This is a genomic window from Rheinheimera pleomorphica, assembly GCF_011634895.1.
In the GTDB taxonomy this organism is placed as follows: Bacteria; Pseudomonadota; Gammaproteobacteria; order Enterobacterales; family Alteromonadaceae; genus Alishewanella; species Alishewanella pleomorphica.
In genome coordinates this window covers 255,089-275,801 of record NZ_SIRR01000025.1, presented here as the reverse complement: position 1 = coordinate 275,801, position 20,713 = coordinate 255,089, and the positions used below count along the sequence as shown (strand labels likewise).

The 20,713-nt window shown below is 51.4% G+C and carries 20 protein-coding genes and 1 pseudogene; 17 read left to right on the top strand and 4 right to left on the bottom strand.

What is annotated here, in order from left to right; translation table 11 throughout:
• Window positions 1-212 precede the first annotated feature (212 nt).
• Window positions 213-704 (top strand): transposase, encoded by a 492-nt coding sequence (locus tag EYB30_RS16275; RefSeq protein ID WP_166840150.1) that lies wholly within the window; start codon window positions 213-215, stop codon window positions 702-704.
• A 284-nt stretch (window positions 705-988) separates the two neighbouring features.
• Here the strand turns inward: EYB30_RS16275 and EYB30_RS16270 are convergent, their stop codons facing one another.
• On the bottom strand, window positions 989-2,605 hold the full coding sequence (locus tag EYB30_RS16270) for an MFS transporter (RefSeq protein ID WP_166840148.1): 1,617 nt from the start codon (window positions 2,603-2,605) through the stop codon (window positions 989-991).
• A 320-nt stretch (window positions 2,606-2,925) separates the two neighbouring features.
• Between EYB30_RS16270 and narL the strand changes: the two genes are divergently transcribed.
• The 7 genes and pseudogenes from narL (at window position 2,926) to EYB30_RS16235 (ending at window position 10,340) form a co-directional block, all read left to right on the top strand.
• Window positions 2,926-3,579, top strand: coding sequence for a two-component system response regulator NarL (gene narL, locus EYB30_RS16265; protein ID WP_166840146.1), 654 nt, complete (start codon window positions 2,926-2,928; stop codon window positions 3,577-3,579).
• Between the two features lie 14 nt (window positions 3,580-3,593).
• Window positions 3,594-4,841 (top strand): molybdopterin molybdotransferase MoeA, encoded by a 1,248-nt coding sequence (moeA, locus tag EYB30_RS16260; protein WP_174978759.1) that lies wholly within the window; start codon window positions 3,594-3,596, stop codon window positions 4,839-4,841.
• 312 nt (window positions 4,842-5,153) lie between these two features.
• The gene (locus EYB30_RS16255; RefSeq protein WP_166840144.1) at window positions 5,154-6,773 is read left to right on the top strand and encodes a thiamine pyrophosphate-binding protein; all 1,620 of its coding nucleotides are present in this window, start codon (window positions 5,154-5,156) and stop codon (window positions 6,771-6,773) included.
• Between the two features lie 96 nt (window positions 6,774-6,869).
• On the top strand, window positions 6,870-8,189 hold the full coding sequence (trhP, locus tag EYB30_RS16250; RefSeq protein WP_166840142.1) for a prephenate-dependent tRNA uridine(34) hydroxylase TrhP: 1,320 nt from the start codon (window positions 6,870-6,872) through the stop codon (window positions 8,187-8,189).
• A gap of 2 nt (window positions 8,190-8,191) precedes the next feature.
• Window positions 8,192-8,374, top strand: a pseudogene (locus EYB30_RS16245) (YfhL family 4Fe-4S dicluster ferredoxin); the annotation flags it as partial.
• Window positions 8,375-8,471: 97 nt separating this feature from the next.
• A complete protein-coding gene (locus EYB30_RS16240) occupies window positions 8,472-9,800 on the top strand; it encodes a PP2C family protein-serine/threonine phosphatase (RefSeq protein WP_166840138.1) in 1,329 nt (442 codons plus the stop codon).
• A 45-nt stretch (window positions 9,801-9,845) separates the two neighbouring features.
• On the top strand, window positions 9,846-10,340 hold the full coding sequence (locus tag EYB30_RS16235) for an STAS domain-containing protein (protein ID WP_166840136.1): 495 nt from the start codon (window positions 9,846-9,848) through the stop codon (window positions 10,338-10,340).
• A 14-nt stretch (window positions 10,341-10,354) separates the two neighbouring features.
• On the opposite strand, the gene EYB30_RS16230 is transcribed toward EYB30_RS16235, so the two are convergent.
• Window positions 10,355-11,260: a LysR family transcriptional regulator gene (locus tag EYB30_RS16230; protein ID WP_166840134.1), complete on the bottom strand. Its 906-nt coding sequence runs from the start codon at window positions 11,258-11,260 to the stop codon at window positions 10,355-10,357.
• Between the two features lie 134 nt (window positions 11,261-11,394).
• Here EYB30_RS16230 and ycaC point away from each other — a divergent pair, with 134 nt between their 5' ends.
• From ycaC to EYB30_RS16210, 4 genes are all read left to right on the top strand, one after another.
• The gene (gene ycaC, locus EYB30_RS16225) at window positions 11,395-12,021 is read left to right on the top strand and encodes an isochorismate family cysteine hydrolase YcaC (RefSeq protein ID WP_166840132.1); all 627 of its coding nucleotides are present in this window, start codon (window positions 11,395-11,397) and stop codon (window positions 12,019-12,021) included.
• Window positions 12,022-12,147: 126 nt separating this feature from the next.
• Window positions 12,148-12,612 carry a VOC family protein gene (locus EYB30_RS16220; protein WP_166840130.1) on the top strand — a complete coding sequence of 155 codons (465 nt, stop codon included), beginning with the start codon at window positions 12,148-12,150 and terminating at the stop codon, window positions 12,610-12,612.
• 19 nt (window positions 12,613-12,631) lie between these two features.
• A complete protein-coding gene (locus EYB30_RS16215) occupies window positions 12,632-13,183 on the top strand; it encodes a YdeI/OmpD-associated family protein (RefSeq protein WP_166840128.1) in 552 nt (183 codons plus the stop codon).
• 207 nt (window positions 13,184-13,390) lie between these two features.
• Window positions 13,391-13,936, top strand: a complete 546-nt coding sequence (locus EYB30_RS16210) for a GNAT family N-acetyltransferase (protein WP_166840126.1) — start codon at window positions 13,391-13,393, stop codon at window positions 13,934-13,936.
• Between the two features lie 90 nt (window positions 13,937-14,026).
• Here the strand turns inward: EYB30_RS16210 and EYB30_RS16205 are convergent, their stop codons facing one another.
• On the bottom strand, window positions 14,027-14,494 hold the full coding sequence (locus tag EYB30_RS16205; RefSeq protein WP_166840124.1) for a CreA family protein: 468 nt from the start codon (window positions 14,492-14,494) through the stop codon (window positions 14,027-14,029).
• Window positions 14,495-14,772: 278 nt separating this feature from the next.
• On the opposite strand from EYB30_RS16205, the gene EYB30_RS16200 reads away from it, so the two are divergent.
• The 5 genes from EYB30_RS16200 (at window position 14,773) to EYB30_RS16180 (ending at window position 18,390) form a co-directional block, all read left to right on the top strand.
• Window positions 14,773-16,014 carry a hypothetical protein gene (locus EYB30_RS16200; protein ID WP_166840122.1) on the top strand — a complete coding sequence of 414 codons (1,242 nt, stop codon included), beginning with the start codon at window positions 14,773-14,775 and terminating at the stop codon, window positions 16,012-16,014.
• A 1-nt stretch (window position 16,015) separates the two neighbouring features.
• Window positions 16,016-16,828 carry a hypothetical protein gene (locus tag EYB30_RS16195; RefSeq protein WP_166840120.1) on the top strand — a complete coding sequence of 271 codons (813 nt, stop codon included), beginning with the start codon at window positions 16,016-16,018 and terminating at the stop codon, window positions 16,826-16,828.
• Entirely contained in the window at window positions 16,818-17,297 is a 480-nt protein-coding gene (locus EYB30_RS16190) for a hypothetical protein (RefSeq protein ID WP_166840118.1), read from the top strand. The genes EYB30_RS16195 and EYB30_RS16190 overlap by 11 nt, the downstream gene beginning before the upstream one ends.
• A 259-nt stretch (window positions 17,298-17,556) precedes the next feature.
• A complete protein-coding gene (locus EYB30_RS16185) occupies window positions 17,557-17,868 on the top strand; it encodes a cupin domain-containing protein (RefSeq protein ID WP_166840116.1) in 312 nt (103 codons plus the stop codon).
• Window positions 17,869-17,883: 15 nt separating this feature from the next.
• Window positions 17,884-18,390, top strand: coding sequence for a GNAT family N-acetyltransferase (locus tag EYB30_RS16180; protein ID WP_166840114.1), 507 nt, complete (start codon window positions 17,884-17,886; stop codon window positions 18,388-18,390).
• 73 nt (window positions 18,391-18,463) lie between these two features.
• Here the strand turns inward: EYB30_RS16180 and katG are convergent, their stop codons facing one another.
• Entirely contained in the window at window positions 18,464-20,671 is a 2,208-nt protein-coding gene (gene katG, locus EYB30_RS16175) for a catalase/peroxidase HPI (protein ID WP_410200350.1), read from the bottom strand.
• Window positions 20,672-20,713: the final 42 nt, after the last annotated feature.

Here is a 20,713-nt window from a genome sequence, read left to right as displayed (position 1 = left end):
GGGGCGCAATAATGCGCCCCTACGGTGGTATGGGTTTACATATTGAATTGGGTGTTTGCGTCGGGTTTTCGGGGCGCCTTCTTGTATAAAATTGGGCGCCCCTACGATGGTTGGGTGTAACAATTGGATGTGGTGTTTGCATCGATATTGTAGGGGCGCCGGTCGTTAAAACAACGGGCGCCCCAGAAGGTGCACGTTTCTGGATTAGAAAAATGTTCAACAAGGATGTTCACCATCGACAGTCAATCAGATTGCGTGGCTATGATTACAGCCAACCAGGGCATTATTTTCTGACGATTTGTTGTTATCAAAAACAAGCCGTGTTTGGTGAGGTATGTCAGCAGCAAGTTCAACTTAATTTCTGTGGCGAAATTGCAAGAGACTGTTGGTTAAACATCGCCGGGCAATACTCTTTTAGTAAACTTCATGAATTTGTCATTATGCCTAATCATATGCACGGCATTATCGAACTCACTGCACAACAACCTGACCCGATGGGTAAAACTACGCTAGGACAAATAATCCGTAGCTACAAAGCGTCGGTAACCAGCGCAATTAGAAATCAAACACAAAGTCAGCAATATGCTGTCTGGCAACGCAATTACTATGAACACATTATCCGTAGCGAAGCGTCATTTTTGGCAATTACGCAGTACATTCGTGACAATCCGAAAAAATGGCCAGAAGACGAATACTACGTGTAGTAGGGGCGCATTATTGCGCCCCGAATTTGCAACCAGATTGCCGGGAAAATGCCAATGCAGGGTCGATATGGGGCGCAATAATGCGCCCCTACGGTGGTTTGGGTGTGAAAATTGAATTTGGTGTCTGCGTCCGATTTGTAGGGGCGTATATTTACGCCCCAGAACCTGTAGCCGGATTGCCGATAAAATTCCAATGTACGGTTGGCAGGGGGCGCAATGATATTGGGGCGCAATAATGCGCCCCTACGGTGGTTTGGGTTTACATACTGATACGCCGTAAGTAATTACGGGTTATAAAACTCGCCGTTTTTACGCAGGTAAAAGAACCAATTTATCAGCAAACACAAACCATAGAAGATGGCAAAGCCAACCATTGCATATTCCGGTGTGGCAGCTTTTATTTGCTCACCCAGCACCTGTGGAATGTAGAAGGCGCCATATGCTGCTACCGCTGACGTCCAGCCCAGTACCGGGCCGGCTTGTTCTTTCGGGAATACCACGGCAATGGTGCGGAAGGTAGAGCCGTTACCAATGCCACTGGCAGCAAATAAGCCTAAAAAGATCAGAAAGAACGGCACAAAGTACTGCTCTGGTGTCGCACTTTGATACGCCAGTTGCATATAGTAGGCAGCGCCTAAGGCACATAATACCATCACCACTGAGCACAGTTGGGTAACGAAAGCACCGCCGAGTTTATCAGCAATCCAGCCGCCGACCGGGCGAATTAGGGCACCAACGAAAGGCGCTATCCAGGCGTAAGTTAGGGCGCTGGGACCATTCGGGTTAGGTGTGCTGTGGGTCATTACGCCATCGACCATAATATGGCTGTAACCAAAGATCACTTTAATGGATAACGGAAAGGCCGCGGCAAAACCGATAAAAGAGCCGAACGTCATTACGTACAATACGCTCATTACCCAGGTGTGTTTGTTATTAAATATTTTGTATTGCCGGTCCAGGCTGGTGCGAATGGCGCCGGGCAGCAGTTTTAATAAAAATACCGTGGCAAATAAAATAGCCAGCAGCACTATTTCTTTAGGAATACCAAAACCTGAGCCATTGGCTGACTCGGGCAAAATCAGCCACAAGCCAGCGATAGAGGTAATAAAGCCAATACCCAACATCGCCAGAATAATGCTAAAAGCTTTAACGGCTGAGGGTAGCTTAGGCGTGACTTCTTCAGTGTGAATATTATTGGTGCCAAACCAGAGCAAAAATGCCAGCGGTACTAAGGTAATTAGCCAGGCAAAGCCGGCATTTTGGATCCAGGTGTCAGTGCCGGCTGGTATAGTGCCGGTTACCGTGCCGCTGGCTTTGGCCAGTACCATAGGTTCACCGCCGCCAAGCAGGGTGAACACCCCGTAAGACATAAAAATGGGTACCAGGATTTGTACTGTAGTGACACCAAAATTGCCCAGGCCGGCATTTAACCCCAGCGCTAAGCCCTGTTGCTTTTTCGGGAAGAAAAAACTGATATTCGACATCGACGAGGCAAAGTTACCGCCGCCAATACCGGATAACAGCGCCATCAGCTGGAATACCCACAGCGGGGTGTCGATGCTCTGCAGCGCCAGGCCGGTGCCCACCGCCGGTATCATTAATAAGCTGGTGGTGAGAAACAGCGTATAACGGCCGCCACATAAGCGGACGAAAAAGCTCGATGGTATACGCAGCGTAGCGCCGGTTAAGCCGGCAATAGCGGTAAGGGTAAAGAGCTCAGCGGTGCTAAACGGGTAGCCGACATTAAGCATTTGTACCGTAACAATACTCCATAGCATCCAGACACCAAAGCCGCACAGCAAGCTGGGAATTGAGATCCACAAGTTGCGATTGGCAATGGCTTTGCCTGTGCTTTGCCAGAAGTTGTCGTCTTCCGGTTGCCATTGTTTAAGATCTGACATAGTTCACTCCTGTTAGGAACAGCAATTTAAGCTAGCCAAACTATGCAGGGCACAGCGCGTTGTCACAATGTATCTTCGGAGTTAGCCGCTAGCAGCTCGGGGATAGTTAGGGGTACCTATAAAGTGGTAAGTGTTGAGTGGTAGAGTTTTAATGTTGAATTAAATCAGATATTTATGCTTGTGTATTGAGTTATGGTAAGCCTTGGTGGGGTGTCGTGCCAAATAGGCTGTTCTGCCATTTAACTGATTTATATCAAAGTTAGCGCTGCCTTGTTATAAGCTAATAGCTATACAGCAAGACGTCAGATTTGGAGCAAGGCATGTCAGAGCAAAAATCCAGCATTATGCTGGTGGATGATCACCCGTTATTACGCAAAGGCTTAAAGCAGTTACTGGCACTGGAAGATGAGCTGGAAGTCATCGCCGAGGCCAGTAGTGGTATGGATGCGATACCGCTGGCTGTTGAACTGGACCCGGATCTGATTATTCTGGATTTGAATATGCAGGGTATGGATGGCATAGCTACCTTAAAACGGCTGCGCGATGAAGGGGTTACCTCGCGCATTGTGATGCTGACGGTATCTGACGCTGATGAAGATGTGGTGAATGCCATTAGCAACGGTGCTGATGGCTACCTGCTAAAAGACAGCGATCCCGAGCTGTTGCTGGAGCATATTAAACGCGTATTAACCGGCAAAATGGTGTTAAGTGAAGCGGTAACTCAGGTGCTGGCGACGGCGCTGCGCCGTCCGGCGGTAAAAACGCCAGCCGAGCTTAACAGCCTGACCAACCGGGAATATGAAATTTTAAGTTTTATCGCCAAGGGCTTAAGCAATAAACTGATTGCCCGCGAGCTGAATATCTCTGACGGTACGGTAAAAGTGCATGTGAAACACCTGCTGAAAAAGCTTGGCCTGCGCTCAAGGGTAGAGGCGGCGGTGTGGATGGTCAATCAGCAAGGTAACAAGGTTTAAAGGAGCGCCGCCTGATGCAAGACAACCGCGTGCCGAAATCCATGTTAAGCGCCGAACAGGCGATATTACAGATGCTTAGCGAAGTCGCGCCGCTGACGCAGACTGTTAGCGTACCCTTAACTGCTGCGCTGGATCGTGTGCTGGCGCAGCCTGTGGTATCCAGCATTAATGTGCCAGGCTATGACAACGCTGCTATGGATGGCTATGCGCTAAGGGCGGCTGAGGTTAGCCCAAACCACCCGCTGACCGTGGCCGGTGTCGCACTGGCAGGCCATGCCTTTACCGATAAGGTGCCCGCGGGCAGTTGCGTGCGCATTACTACCGGCGCAGTTTTACCATCAGGGCTGGATACCGTGGTGATGCAAGAGCAGGTTGAGCTTACGCAAACCGATTTACAGCAACAAATAGTATGTCAGTTAGTGCCGTCGCCGGGTGAGCACGTACGCCGCGCCGGTGAGGACATCGCCAAAGGTGCTGAAGTGTTTGCCGGCGGCCATAAACTGCGCCCGGCCGACATTGGTTTGTTGGCATCTTTGGGTATTGCCAACGTTAAGGTATGGCGTCAGCTAAAGGTAGCGATATTCTCCAGCGGCGATGAACTGGTGCCGCCAGGCCAAAGCCTGGGAGATGGCCATATTTACGACAGCAACCGTTATGTGATTGCCGCTATGCTGCAGCGTCTTGGCGTAGAAGTGATTGATTTGGGTTTGCTACCTGATGACCCCAAAGCGATAGAGCAGGCCTTTACACAGGCAATGACGCAGGCCGATGTGCTGGTTACCAGTGCCGGCGTGTCGGTAGGCGATGCCGATTACACCCGGCAAATTCTGCACAAGTTGGGCCAGATTAACTTTTGGCAGGTGGCAATTAAGCCCGGCAAGCCGTTTGCCTTTGGCAAACTGAATAACTGCTGGTTTTTTGGCCTGCCCGGTAACCCGGTAGCGGCGGTGGTCACGCTGGAGCAACTGGTGCAGCCGGTATTGCGTAAACTCAGTGGTGAAACCGTTACGGCTGACGTTAAGCTATTGTGCGCCGAATGCGAGGTGCCGCTAAAGAAACAGCCCGGCCGGATGGATTTTCAGCGCGGCTGGTACTGGCAGGGTGAGCATGGTTTAAAAGTGAAAACCTTAGGTAGCCAGAGCTCGGGTATGCTCAGCTCCATTGCCAACGCCAACTGTTATATCGTGTTGGCGCGTGACAGCGCCAGCCTGCCAGCCGGTGAAACAGTGCCGATATTACCGTTCTCTAATTTGCTGCGTTAATAGCTGTAGGGGCGTATATTTACGCCCCCGAACCTGCAGCAGTATACAACGGGGCGCAAATATGCGCCCCTACACTGGTTCGGATTTAATCACAGTATTCGGTGTCTGCACGGGATTTGTAGGGGCGCATCATTGCGCCCCAGAGCCTGAACCTAGGTATAACAGTGTGGAAATCAGAGCGCCTGATTTTATAGAGCAGGCGCCCCTACCACCTTTGCGCCGGTGGAAGCCGGCGTAGCCTTGATCTGCATCAACACTCCCTGCTGCAATAATCAGCACACTGCCCGGCGTTAAGTTTAACTGGAGCGGTGTATGTTATTAGTCGATGCCCTATTGCACGAACTGGACGTATTTGGCGTTAAACAGCTATTTGGTATTCCCGGTGATTTTGTGCTGCCGTTGTTTGAACAGCTACAGCAGCGTAACCGCCTGCCGCTGTATTATCTAAGCCATGAACCCTCGGCGGTGTTTGCCGCCGATGCGGCCGCGCGCATCAGCAATAACCCGGCGGTAGTGATATTAACCTACGGTGCCGGCGCATTAAACGCTGTTAATGCGGTAGCCCAGGCCTATGTTGAGCATGTGCCGCTGCTGGTGATTGCCGGTTTTCCGAGCCAAAGTGAGATTGACCGCGGCTTGCAAATTCATCATCAGGCGAATACCGTCGACTCACAGCGCGATATTTACCGCGAAATCACCGCAGCGCAGTTTCGCTTAGATAACCCGGCGCGCTGTGGTGAGGATATTCGCGCCGCACTTAGCACAGCGAAACAGCAAAGCCGGCCGGTATTGCTGGAAATACCGCGCGATGCGGTAGCCTTTCACACTGAACTGGCAGGGCCTTATCAGCCCGAGGCGATAGCGCAGGATGAACTGGCGTTGGCAGTAGCCGATGTCGCCGCGCGGCTGAAGCAAGCGCAGCGGCCGGTCATTTTAGCCGGCGTCGATGTACGTCGCTTTGACGCTGTAGCCGAGCTTGAAGCCTTAGCCGACAAGCTTAATATCCCTTTTGTCAGCACCTTAATGGGCCGTGCCAGCTTTAACCAGCAACACCGGCTGTATGGCGGTATTTTTCTCGATAAAACCGACCTTCGTCCGGCCCAGCTGCTGCGCGATGCCGACCTGATTTTACAAATTGGCGTGATAAAAACCGACAGCAATTTTGCCGCCCACAGTGAGTTGTTCCCGGCGCATAAGGTGGTGTGCATCGAGCAAAATCAGCTCAGGCTGGGGCCCGCTACCTACCATCAACTGGCGTTAAAACCGTTACTGGCAGCGTTAATCACGCAAGCAATTTCGCCCTTTGCGCTGCAGAGCATGCCAACTGCTGCAACCGTAGCGGCAGAGCAGCAGCTGAGTGCCAGCAGCCTGGTGCAATGTTTAGACCGCGTGTTAACCGTGCGCAATGACACTGTGCCGCTTATTTCCGATATTGGTGATTGCCTGTTCGCCTCCTTGCACGCTAACCCCAGCTTGATGCTGGCACCGGCGTTTTATGCCTCTATGGGTTATGCCGTGCCGGCCGCTTTTGGTGTACAAGCAGTTACCGGCTTACGGCCAGTGGTGCTGGTAGGGGATGGCGCCTTTTTAATGACCGGGCTTGAGCTTGGCCACTGTACCCGCTATGGCTTTGCGCCGGTGATAGTGGTGTTTAATAACCAGCGCTGGGACATGATAGAGGCTTTTGCCCCCAGTCTTAGCTGCACTAATTTGGCTAATTGGCACTATGCTGATTTGGCACGCAGCATGGGCGGCCATGGTATGCAGGTAAATACGTTAACAGACTTTGCCCAGGCACTGCAGTTAGCGCTGGACAGTAACAAACGCTTTAGCCTGATTGAGGTGATGTTGCCAGCTGGTAGCCGCACGGCGCGGCTGGATAATTTTGCCAAAGGTTTTAAAGCCGCTCAGTTGGCGCAGACTAGCTGCTAAATACCCCGGGTTTGCGGCAGATCAAAGCCGGTTTTAGCGCCGGCGTTAGACTAGCCGCCATTTTTATTGCGCTATTGCAGTAGCTGAGGCCTTGTTATGTTTACACCTGAATTACTCTCACCCGCCGGCAGCTTAAAGGCGCTGCGTCTGGCCTTTGCCTATGGTGCCGATGCGGTGTATGCCGGCCAGCCGCGTTACAGCCTTAGGGTGCGCAACAACGAGTTTGATTTAGCCACGCTGGAAATAGGCATTAACGAAGCCCATGCACTGGGCAAAAAGCTGTATGTGGTGGTCAATATTGCGCCGCATAACAGCAAGCTAAACAGTTTTATCGCTGATATGGCGCCGGTGGTTGCGCTTAAACCTGATGCGTTGATCGTGTCCGACCCTGGCGTGGTGTATTTACTCAAACAACACTTCCCGCAAATGCCGCTGCACTTATCGGTGCAGGCCAATACGGTAAACTGGGCGGCGGTGAAATTCTGGCAGGCGCAGGGGGTAGAGCGGGTGATTTTATCGCGCGAGCTGTCGGTGGATGAAATTGGCGAAATTCGCCGTGAAGTACCGGACATGGAAATAGAAGTGTTTGTGCATGGCGCACTGTGCATGGCGTACTCAGGCCGCTGTTTGTTATCGGGCTATATTAACCGACGCGACCCGAACCAGGGCGCCTGCACCAACAGCTGCCGCTGGCCGTATCAGGTGCATGCGGCGCGTGAGGACGACGCCGGCCAGTTTACGCCGATAAGCACACCGGCCTTGCTGGAAGAGCAGGGCCGCCCCGGCGAGCTGATGGCGATAGATGAAGACTTGCACGGCACTTACATTTTAAATTCAAAAGACTTGCGTGCCATTGAGCATGTACCGGCGTTAACGGCGATGGGCGTGCATTCGTTAAAAATTGAGGGCCGTACCAAATCACCCTATTATGTGGCGCGCACTGCCCAGGTGTACCGCCAGGCCATAGACGATGCCGTGGCTGGCAAAGCCTTTAACCCGGCCTTACTTAGCGAGCTTAACGGCATGGCTAACCGCGGCTTTACTGAAGGCTTTTTACGCCGGCATAAGCCACAGGACACGCAAAACTATGACACCAGCCACAGTATTGGCGAGCAGCTGTTAGTCGGTGAGTTTATTGGCGAGCAGGATAGCGAAGGCTTTGCTTTATTGGAGGTAAAAAACCAGTTTGCCATCGGTGATAGTCTGGTATTAATGACGCCGGCCGGTAATCACCGCTTTACCTTAACGGCGCTGCGCGATAAGCAGGATAATGCCATAGTGCTGGCACCGGGTGCCTGTTATCAGCTTAAAGTATTGTTGCCGCTTAGCAGCGATTTGCGCTTTGCTATGCTGCTAAAACAGCTGCCTGTGGCGGCCACCGCCGGCAGTGATTTAGCCGTTAATGCGGCAGGTTAAACATGCCGGCCGTAATTGACGTCAGCTGTATTAATTGCGATATGTGCGTGCCTGAGTGCCCAAACGAGGCCATCAGCATGGGCGCAAAACACTATCAAGTCGACCCCGCGCTTTGTACCGAATGCATTGGCTACTACGATAAACCAACCTGCATCGCCGTCTGTCCGCTGGATTGCATTGAGTTGGTAGCAGCGCCCTGAATAGTTGCCGCTGTTAACATCGCGCACCCTGTGCCCGGCAGCTATAGTTAAAGCAGTTGCCAGGCAGTAGGAGGGAAGCCCGATGTCGCAGCACGCTGATACTACGCAGAAAAACAATGCTGATGACGAGGTTCTGCTGTTTGCTGCAGACAGTGATGAACCAGAGCAAGCGCTGGCCAGCTGGAAGGTATTAATTGTTGATGACGACAAAGAAATACACCAGATCACCCGGTTGGCGCTGCGTGATTTTAATTTTTTACAGCACAAACTTGAGTTTATCAGTGCTTACAGTGCCGCTGAAGCGCGCGAGATATTGGCACAGCATGCTGATATCGCGTTAATTTTGCTGGACGTGGTAATGGAAACCGATGACGCCGGTTTAACCTTAGTGCGTTATATCCGCGAGCAGCTGCATAACGATGTGGTGCGCATTATTCTGCGTACCGGTCAGCCAGGCCAGGCGCCGGAGCAGCGCGTGGTGCAGGATTACGATATTAACGATTATCGCGCCAAAACCGAGCTTACCGTGCAGCGTCTTAGTACCACAGTGGTGTCGGCACTGCGTGCCTTTGTCGCGATAGAGCAGCTGGCACAATTAAATGCCAGCTTAGAGCAGCAGGTAGCGGCCAGAACGGCTGAGCTTGAAGCCAGTAACCGGCAGTTGCAGCAAACGCTGGCCGAGCTGGAAGCCGGCGAGCGCGCCGGTAAGCAGGTGCAATTTAAAATGTTGCCACCACCAGAGGCGAGTTTTGCTGCTTATCAGTTTAGCCATGCGTTGTACCCGTCCGAATTTATGAGTGGCGACTTTGTCGATTACTTTGCTGCCGACGCGCACAAAGTGGTGTTTTATATTGCCGATGTGTCGGGCCACGGCGTGGCATCGGCCTTTGTTACCGTGTACTTAAAGCGTTTTATCAGCGCTAATCTGGAGCGCTACCGCCGCGGCAGCTCTGCACTTATTACTGAGCCGGCGCTATTACTGGCAGCGTTAAACCGCGAATTACTGCAGGAAAAAATCGGCAAATATATTGCGCTGTTTTATGCTGTGCTGGATACCGAAAAAGGCGAGCTAACCTATGCCAATGCCGGCGCCTTTCCGTGGCCGCTGTTGCATCAGGGCGCGAATGCCCGTTATCTGTCACTAAAAAGTACACCGGTCGGCATGTTTGATTTTGCCAGTTACACTAACCACAGCCTGCAACTGCAGGCCGACAGCCGCTTGGTGTTAGTGTCTGACGGTATGCTGGATATGCTGCCACCGGCAGATAATGACGAAAAACTGCAGTATTTAGCGACCATCAGCCAGCAGCATCGTCATATCAGCAGCTTATTACAGGCGCTGGCGATAACGCCGGAGCAGCCGCTACCGGATGATTTAACTATACTTCAGTTAACCTGCAATTTGGCGTAAAGGCTGCTATCACGCCAGCCGGGCTAGCAAAGCGGGGGAGGTGATATGACACAGCAACAACAACTGCTGTTTGCCTGTATCGATAACTGCTGCTACTTCAAGCTAAGTGGTGAGTTGCGCTACACCAATGCCAGCGGTATGGATGATTTGGTCGAGCGCTTATTTGCCAGCGAGCTGAACTGCCAGCAACTGGTGGTCGATTTAAACGACGTTAGTTTTATGGACAGCACCTATATTGGTTTACTGGCCAGTCTGGCGCGTTTTTGTCAGCAACAGCAGTTACCGCGGCCAACATTGTTTTCTACCAACAGTGATGTCAATGAGCTGTTGTACAGCCTGTGTCTGGAGCAGGCGTTTGATATTGTGCAGCAAGCGACCACAGCGGCGATTGAGTTATCTGCCGTCAGTACTCATGACTACAGCGAGCAGCAGCACGGCCAGATGATCCTGCGCGCCCACCAGGCATTAATTACGCTGAATGATAAAAATAAAGCCGCCTTTCAGCCGGTGGTAGACTTACTGAAACAGCAGTTAAAGTGACGCCAAGAGCGATGTTAATCTTCATTTATCATCTGGTATTTTTCGGCAAAAAAATCTATCAGGGCCCGCACTGACGGCAGCTGGCCGCGCCTTGACGCATACACCAGATGGATCACTTCACGTTTGGGCTCCCACTCCGGCAGCAGCCGGATAAGCTTACCCTGTGCCAGCTCGTCGGTCAGCATCAGCTGCGGTAACTGCACTATGCCGACACCCGCCAGCGCGGCGGTTTTTAGCGCCAGCATATCGGTGGTGATGTAGCGCGGCGTAAAACTAACACTGGCATGCTCGCCGCCAGGGTGACACAGCTGCCAGCTATGCTGCTCTTCCGGCCGCGCCCGGCTCATGGCCGGTAACTGGCTAAGCTCTGCCGGCAACTGTGGCGTGCCAAACTGTGCCAGCAATGCTGGGGCCGCCACCAGGCACTGGCCGCGGTCGGACAACATACGCAGCACCAGCTCGCTGTCTGCCAATGGCAGTGGCCTTACCCTCAGGGCTAAATCCAGCCCTTCTGCAATGACATCCACCCGGCGGTTGGTCGCTTCAAGATGGATCTGTATCTTGGGGTAGCGCAGCATAAATTCGCTAAGCATGGCGCTGACATGAAAATGCAGCAGCCCCACCGGGCAGGTCAGCCGCACTACGCCGGCCGGCTCGGCACTTAGCTCATCAATCAGTTGCTGGGCGGCGTCGGCTTCTACCAGCATAGCGCGGCAATGCTCGTAGTAGCGCTGGCCAACGTCGGTAACGGTAAAATGCCGGGTTGAGCGCTGCAGTAAACGCACGCCCAGGCGCTGCTCCAGCATGGCAACCCGTCGGCTCAGTTTGGATTTCGCGATGCCTAAAGCGCGGCCGGCAGCCGCAAAACCGCCATGCTCTACTGTTTGCACATAGTAATATAAGTCGTTCAGGTCCTGCATTTTGGTACTCCACTGTTCTGTTTTTAGAACGATGCGTCATAATTTAGCAGTCTACCCGTGATTTAGCATTGGTTTTAAGCTTGTAGTACGGCTAGCAACAGCTAACCTTTTTGCCTAACACAGGAGTAATACAGATGACTAAGCCTTATGTAAGACTGGATAAAAATAATGCCGCTGTGCTGCTGGTTGATCATCAAACCGGTTTATTGTCGCTGGTGCGGGATATTGACCCTGACCGCTTTAAAAACAATGTACTGGCACTGGCTGATCTGGCCAAGTATTTTAATTTGCCTACCATTTTAACCACCAGCTTTGAGCAGGGCCCCAATGGGCCGCTGGTGCCTGAGTTAAAACAGACTTTCCCGGAGGCGCCTTTTATTGCCCGGCCAGGGCAAATTAATGCCTGGGATAACGACGACTTTGTCAACGCCGTAAAAGCCACCGGTAAAAAGCAGCTGATCATCGCCGGTGTGGTGACAGAAGTCTGTGTGGCCTTTCCAACGCTGTCGGCGCTGGCGGAAGGCTTTGATGTGTTTGTGGTAACCGACGCCTCGGGTACTTTTAACGAGCTGACGCGGGATTCGGCCTGGGATCGGATGTCTGCCGCCGGTGCCCAGCTTATTACCTGGTTTGGCGTGGCCTGTGAGCTGCACCGCGACTGGCGCAACGACATTGATGGCTTAGGCCAGTTGTTTTCTAACCATATTCCGGATTACCGGAATCTGATCAACAGCTATGTTACGCTAACAGCCGGTAAATAAAATTTGAGCCTGGCTGAACAAAAGCGTCTGCTGGCAACAGTGGGCGCTTTTTTCTTTTACTGTACTAACTGGCAGCTATACTAAAGCCGTTGTTAACCTCATATTAACTACAGTAAGGAGACGACTATGTCTAAAGTTCAGCCTATTCCTCCAGGTTACAGTGCAGTACTGCCTTATCTGGTGATTAAAAATGCTGCTGCGGCACTGGATTTTTATCAGAATGCCTTTGACGCTGAGACCCTGATGTGTATGCAGATGCCAGACGGTGCGGTCATGCACGCCGAGATGAAGATTGGTAATGCAATCTTTATGCTGAGTGAGCAAAGCGATGCCTGGTGCAATAAAAGCCCGGATATGCTTGGCGACAGCCCGGTAACCCTGCTGATTTACGTGCCGGATGTTGATGCCTTTGTAGCCCGGGCCGCCAGTGCCGGTGCCAGCCTGACTATGCCGGTTGCCGACCAGTTCTGGGGCGATCGCAGTGGTTGTTTGCAAGACCCCTTTGGCCATCGCTGGATGATCTCAACCCATATTGAAGATGTCAGCGAACAAGAGATGGCTAAACGGGCGGCACAGCTGTTTGGCGGATAAACAGCGAGGCTTATGTGTAATGCAGCGAAGTGATACATACTCTGCGTTTGCCGCTACCGTGTTTGCTGCGGCGCAAACAGATGATCCGCAGTTGCGGGCGTTTGTCGTGCTACCCAAGGCGGCCAGTGACAAGCTGCCCAGACGCGGCAGAACCTCTGTCAGCGGCCATATTAATGGTGTGGCGTTTCAGGCCACGCTAGAGCCGGATGGCCAGCTTAGCCATTGGTTAGCCTTAAGTGAAAACTTGCTTAAGGCGGCCAGCGCGGCAATTGGCGATGAGGCCAGCTTTGATATTCAGGCGCTGCATCAGGAGCCGGAACCTGCAGTACCCGCTGATTTGCAGCAGGCGCTGGCCGCATCTGCTGACGCCAGTGCCGTCTGGCATGACACTACCACCATCGCCCGGCTGGATTGGATCCACTGGATCACCTCGGCTAAGCAGGCGAAAACCCGTGCTAAGCGGGTCAGTGATGCCTGCAATATGCTGGCTGCAGGAAAACGGCGGGTCTGTTGTTTTGACCCGTCCGGTTTTTACAGTAAGGCTTTTAGTGCCCCCAAAGCAGCTGATTAACATTAAGGCCTGTAAGACCAGGCTCTTTTTTACATTGATCGATAAAAATATCGAATGCTTCTCTGTTAATCGGCTCAAGTTGCAGAATTGCAGGATAAGTTATCCCTTCATTAGATGTAGCCTGTTGTGAAAACCGCAGTGAGTGTATAAACAGGTTTTGTTGTAGTACCCTTGCCGGCATCCAACAAAATAAGCCGGGTAATACCTATGTTACAAGTCCCCGCCACTGAGCGGTTGCACTTCGCTTTATTGTCAGAGCAGGATGCGCAGTTATTTTTTGAAGTAGATCAGGACGCCGAGGTAATGCGCTATATCAATGGCGGTAAGCTCACCAGCATGCAAACCATCGTTGAAGTGATGTTGCCGCGTATGGCGCTATACCGCGACGCAGAGCGCGGATTCGGCATCTGGCAGGTGCGGCGCACTGTCGACAATGCTTATTTAGGCTGGGTATTAATACGGCCGATGGGGTTTAACAGCGCAACCCCGAGCAACGATGATGTTGAAATTGGCTGGCGCTTTAAGCGCGAGTACTGGGGCCAGGGGTATGCCAGTGAAGCCGCAAAAGCGGTGGCTGATGTGGTGCTGGCAAGTAATCAAAATGTGCAGTATTTGTCCGCCATTGCCATGCCGGATAATGCCGGTTCTATTGGCGTAATGCGCAAATTGGGTATGCAGTTTATCAAACGCTTTATACACCGCGATGCGCTGGGCGATGTTGATGCCGTGTTGTACCGCAAAAGTGTAAGGTGAAATTAAACCCGCTCAGGCTGGCCAGCGTAAAATTCACTGGCAGGAAAACCTGGTTTAAACATGACTCTGGCGCTGATAGCTGCGCGCGGTTTAGTTCTGCTGGCTGTTAGCGGCACTGTAAGCCTTTGTGCCCCACAGCGGCACCGTAGATAAGCTGTGTTTAAAGCTGCCGGAGGTTTCTTTGGTGGCGTAGGACAGATACATTAAGGTTTGGTTTTCTGCATCAAATATCCGGCGGATCTTCATGCTTTTAAAGAAGATGCTTTTTGATTTACTAAACAGTACCTCGCCGTTTTTGCTTTTGTCTATTTGTGCAATCATCGCTGCCGTGATAGGCCCGGTCTGACGGCAGGCGATAGAGCTGTCGGACGGGTCGGATAAGTCCAGGTTGGCCTCGATACTGGACACATGACAGGTGACGCCGGTAACGACCGGATCGTTAATGGCATCGAGCTTGATATCCTTAGTGGTAAATACCCCCAGTGATACATCGCCGACTTCATTCTTGTCACAAGCTGACAGCATCAAAAGCAGTAATAAACCGTAAACAGCGCGCATAGCAGGGCCTCCTAGGGGTTAAGTTTGTCCGTACTTAATTATTTCAACACTTTGATTATGTCGATACTGGCACGTTGACTGCGGGAAAAAAAGGCCAAACTGCAGCAAAGCAGGGTTTCTTATCAGATTTATCAGGCGACTTCGGCGGCGCGACCTGCTGGCATGACGTAAGGTTAAAAACGTGATGATGCAAAATAGTTATTGAAATGTTTTTTTATGTTTGAATTGTGGTTTTGTGATGGTTAAAATCTGTATCTTTCTTCAAGGACGAGCGCACTATGAGTTATCAGGAAATTACCCGTCATGCATTGAGCCGCAGCCCACTGTCACAACTTGATGATTTACAACAACGATTGGGGCAGGCCGGTATAGGTAAAGGCAGGCTTCAGACATTGCTGCATCGGCTTAGTTTTACTGATCAGGCATTGGGTATGCTGGAGGTATTAAACGATTTTGATTTTAAAAAAGTATGGCAAGAGATTGCCGCGCTATGCCAGGATAGCCAGCCACAAAGCAGTGTCGGCTGGTGGCGAGATGCCACGCGGCGCTTAACAAAAAGCCGTTATCCGTTTCAGCAGTATCACTATTTAATTAGCTACCAGCGTGAGGCTGGGCAGCATATTGTTATTCATGAAATTTATTTTGATATGCAACTAAAAGGACCGCAGCAACCACCTAAAAATGAGCGCAATATGTTATACCGTGTAGAGCGGGCTATGGGCGCGATGCCTTACAGACAGGCTCAGGCAGCGGGGATGTTAGCGGCGATGGAAGGAGCGTGGGCACTTGATGATGTCCCGGTAAGTACAGTAGTCACAGACTATGCTGCGGTAAATGGTATGCTAAATGAGGTACAAAAAGCGGCCTGGTTAATGGGCGCACATTTAGATGTGGCTTACCCCAAGGCCGCTATGCCGGACTACACTCTGGTACATAACCCGACGGAAGGTTTTTTGCAGGATTTGGTTGAATGCTGGTGGGATAAAAGACCCGATGCGGCTCCCAGCCATAATGCCCAGCATTTAGCCAGTGCACTACGCCAGCGCCAGGCGCAGGGTAAAACCACACAGTGGCTGGTGCATAGCCAGGGGGCGATAATTTTTACCCGTGCTTTGCAGCAATGCCGGGCGCAGGGCATTGTGCTGGATAAACACGAAGTGGTAGTGCATGCTGCTGGTGCCAATATGGTTAAATTGCGCGACGCTGCCCAGGCAGTGGGCGTAAAGATAATAAAAAACCGCGCTAATCCGTTCGATTTTGTGCCCAATGTGGCCGGTGCTAATGATTTAAGCCCCAGTGGCTTATTGCGTAGTATTAGTATGTTGTGCTCTGTTATTGGCGGTACGCCGTTAACCAGCCCGCATACATTGCCTTATTTGGGGTTACGTAGTTATCAGCAACAGTTGCAAAGTGCCGGTCGGCCTTTAAAGGCTGCTATGGTAAGGCAAGTGTACAACTTGCGGTTGGCTAAGGTTAAACGCAGCGGCAAACAGCTAATTAACCGAATCACAGGGCGATAAAATGAGCCTGAATATCGTAAACCGAATGATAGGCCGTGGCTTTAAAGGTGGACCTAATACGCTTAAATTTATTCCGCACCGATTAGAGCTGGAGCAGGATGTACTGGAATTTTGTGTGCCAGTGGTCAACCCAAACCGCTGGCCTGAACAAGCACCGTACCTGTCACCTGAATTATTGGCACAAAGCAAATGGCAAGAAAGGGCGTTGCCTTATTTGCTGCTGCATGTGCAAAGCTACTGGTATGGCGGACCTTTTCTTAAAACCGGTGGCCAACCGTTGGCGTACCTGGAATTAAGCATTAAGCTAAAATCCGTTGCGCCGGATCAGACTATAGAGCGGCACAATCTGGAACTATTGGGTCGCTATATCGGCTGGGAATACGATGATTACTATAACGCGCCAGAGTATGATTCGGATGCTGGTCCGGGCCGAGGCTGGAATACCCGCAAGCGGGATAGGCTGCGTTCTCCTCCGCAGCTCATGCGTGATCGCACAGAGGAAGAATTAGACGAGATAATGGCGAGAGATGGTATGCCAATGCCAGAACATTTTGAAATTACAGAAATTGAGCGGCAGCATTGGCTATTGTATTTACATCGGCGCAGTCCGTTAAAACTACCCGAGAGATATTATTGCTACCCGCTAACCCACCTGCATTATCTGGAGATAAGCTTTGCTTACCTGGATCAACTTGGTTTTCCGCAGTACTGGGAAGCCGATGCTCGTAAAGCCGAGCAGAAAATAATGCAAAGTATGCAACTGCATTTAGCCGATCGACTGGGTGATAACAAGGGAATAACGATTGACGGCTGATTTATTGATTGCAATGACAGGGGAGTTTGCTCAGGTTTTTGAACTACTTGAATTATCAGTGTTGCACCTGAAGGAGTTGAAAGCGAACAATTGGGGCTGGTTTTTAGTTGTTGCCATGCTGCTTTATATTGGTATTTATGCAGCATTAATAGGTCCGCTTTTTCGTTTTTGCAGACGTTTTCATACCAATCTAATGGAGCTTCCTCTTCATCTGTTGTTAATCGTAAACTTAATATTACCCGTTATTCTGCTGCCGCTGGCGGCAGTGGGGCCGAGTTTCTGGCTACCCGGTTTACTTTTTATTCTGCTATATATTTTGCTGATTTGTGTTGAGGCGAAAAATGCACAGGGTGACGGCGCAGTTATTTACATGGTTCATAGCCAATTTTTGCTCTTTATTATTTTACCAACGGCTTTTACCCTAAGGCTTGTGATAGATATATATCGTTGGCTCATTAGTATATTCTAATTATATAAAGCCCAGACGGTGAAACCAACATAAAGTGTTGTTTCAATGCGGCCTTAGTCGTTTTTATTAGGTAGTTTAAAGGGGAAAAAAGTAAGAATAATCCGCAGTAAAGACTTTACCGCTAACAAAGCCAAACAGTGTTAAAGCAGGGTTTATTTTCCGGCGTTAGTTGTTTATCCTCTGGCTGAGGATAAGGCAATGACAGTTGCGCAGTAACAGACTGATAAGACGTGTTTATCAGCACAGATAAAGGTAAGCAATGAACATAATCCGCAGTAAAGATTTCACCGCCAGCCGCGCCTGGGGCGCACTGGATATTGCCAGTATGAATGGTATAACCACCCGGCTGCACTGGACTGATAAACCGTATAAATGGCATATCAATGATTGCGAAGAAGTGTTTGTTGTACTGGATGGCATAGTGGATATGCATTATCGCGACGCCGGCACCGAGCAGGTTAGCCGTTTAGAGGCCGGCGATATTTTTTATGCTGGTATTGGCTGCGAGCATGTCGCCCACCCGGTAGGTGAAGCGCGAATTTTAGTGGTCGAAACGGCCGGCAGTGTTTGATGGGTGTTGTAGTTTATGACAACGAGCATACGGTTAATTAAGCCGGAAGATATACCGGCAGTGGTGGCGCTGCAGGATAGCTGCTACAGCGACGCCTTGTATGAAAGCCCGGCCTTGTTACAGCAGCGTCTGGCCGCAGCTGCCGACAGTTGCTGGCTGGCTGAAGATGCTAAGGGCCAGCTTTTAGCCTATTTATTCAGCTATCCGTCAATTAATGGCCATATTACGCCGTTGGCGTCGGCTTTTAAGGTAAGTAACACGCCCGAACTGCTTTATCTGCATGATATGGCGGTAAGCCCTGGTGCCCGTAGCCTGGGGCTGGCAAGTGGCTTACTGGCAATAGCAAAGCAGCATGCGTTAAGCCTGGGCCTGACAAAACTGGCGCTGGTGGCGGTGCAGGGCTCGGTGCCGTATTGGCAGCGCCACGGTTTTCACCTGGTCACCACGCTGGCCGACAGCGCAGAGCAAGCGCTGGACAGTTATCGGGGCGAGCAAGCGCGTTATATGCAAGCCGCGCTGTAGCGAACACACCGCATAAGTATAAAAAAGCGCTGCACCTGTTAAGGCTGCAGCGCTGTGGGTTACCGGGCCGGTGTTAACGGTCCAGGTTCATTACCTTAGTCCAGGCTTTGACAAAGTCATCAACAAACTTTTGCTTTGACGTATCAAAGGCATACACTTCTGCCACGGCGCGCAGTTCTGAGTTTGAGCCGAAAATCAGATCAACAGAAGTGGCGCTCCACTTTTTGCTGCCGGTTTTACGGTCAAAACCTTCATACACGCCTTCGGTAGCCGACTTTTTCCATACCGTGGACATATCCAGCAGATTAACGAAGAAGTCGTTGTTCAGCGTACCTGGCTTGTTGGTGAAGACGCCGTGTTTTGCGCCCTGATAGTTGGCATCCAGTGCCCGCAGGCCACCCACCAGCACTGTCATCTCCGGTACCGTAAGATTAAGCTGATCGGCTTTATCTACCAGCATTTCGGTTGGTGACTTATAGCTGGCTGCGACATCAAAGTAGTTTCTGAAGCCGTCTGCAGTGAGCTCCAGTAAGCTGAATGAATTAACGTCAGTCATCTCCTGGCTGGCATCACCGCGGCCTGGCTTAAACGGTACTGTGATGTTATAACCGGCGTCTTTAGCGGCTTTTTCAATAGCGGCAGCACCGCCCAGCACTATCATGTCAGCCAGCGATACTTTACGTTTGCCTTTATTAAAGTCAGCTTGCACTTTGCCAAGCGCCGCTAATACTTTTGCGGTTTCAGCCGGGTTATTTACTGCCCAGTCTTTTTGCGGTGCCAGCGCTATGCGCCCGCCGTTAGCGCCACCGCGCATATCAGACTGACGATAGCTGGCGGCAGAGCCCCAGGCTACCCGTACCAACTCAGGTACGCTTAAGCCGGTTTTTAAGATGCTGGCTTTTAGCGACTTGACATCTTTGTCGTTGATGGTTGATTGGGTTTTCTGATCGATAGGATCCTGCCAAATCAGCACATCTTCAGGCACTTCTTTACCCAGGAAGTTACGTGGTGGCCCCATATCGCGGTGGGTTAGTTTGTACCAGGCTTTGGCAAAGGCCAGGCGGTATTCCTCCGGGTTTGCCAGAAAGCGCTCAGCAATTTTGCGATATTGTGGATCAAATTTAAGCGCTAAATCGGCGGTGGTCATCACCGGCGGGTTAAACTTGCCTTTAACGTGGGCATCCGGCACGATTTTATGCAGTGATTCATCCGTTGGGATCCATTGAATAGCGCCAGCCGGGCTGCGAGTTTGTTTCCAGTCAAAATTAAGCAGGTTACTTAAATACAAGGAGGTCCAGCGCGTAGGGGTTTGCGTCCAGGCGCCTTCTAAACCACTGGTAATGGTATCCTCAGAGTGGCCTTTACCGCAGTTGTTTTTCCAGCCCAGGCCTTGCTCTTCAATGCCGGCAGCACCTGGCTCTGCGCCTAAACAATCAGCAGGTTTATGCGCACCGTGCATTTTACCAAAGGTATGGCCACCGGCGATAAGTGCCAGGGTTTCTTCGTCATTCATTGCCATACGGCCAAAGGCGACACGGATATTTTTCGCTGAGCCCAGTGGATCCGGTACACCTTTCGGGCCTTCCGGGTTGACGTAAATTAAGCCCATATGGGTGGCACCGAGCGGCCGTTGTAATTGGCCGTCTTTGTCTTCACGATCGCTGGCCAGCATTTCCACCTCTGGCCCCCAGTACACCATATCCGGCTCCCAGTCATCGGCGCGGCCACCGGCAAAGCCATAGGTTTTAAAGCCCATGTTTTCCAACGCAACATTACCGGCTAATACCATTAAATCTGACCAGGATAAGGCTTCACCGTATTTTTGTTTCACCGGCCACAATAAGCGGCGGGCTTTGTCCAGGCTGGCGTTATCCGGCCAGCTGTTGAGCGGGTCAAAACGTTGCTGGCCGCCACCGGCGCCGCCACGGCCATCCAGGGTGCGGTAAGTACCGGCACTGTGCCAGGTCATACGGATAAAAAACGGGCCATAGTTGCCAAAGTCCGCCGGCCACCAGTCCTGTGATTCGGTCAGCAGCGCGTTGATATCTTGCTTTACCTTGTCCAGGTTAAGCTTACTAAAGGCATCAGCGTAATTAAAGTTAGCGCCATAAGGATTAGAGCGTGCATCGTGATCGCGTAGGGGCGATAAATCCAGCTGCTGTGGCCACCAGAACTGGTTATTTCTCACTGCGCCCATTGCAGCGCTGCCCTGGCCGGAAGCGCCGGCAGGCTTGGTCATGGTTTTATCACTGGCAAAGGCGGCTCCGGATACCAGCAGCATGCTTATCATGCCGGCCAGTGCCCGGGTTTTAAATGTCTGTCT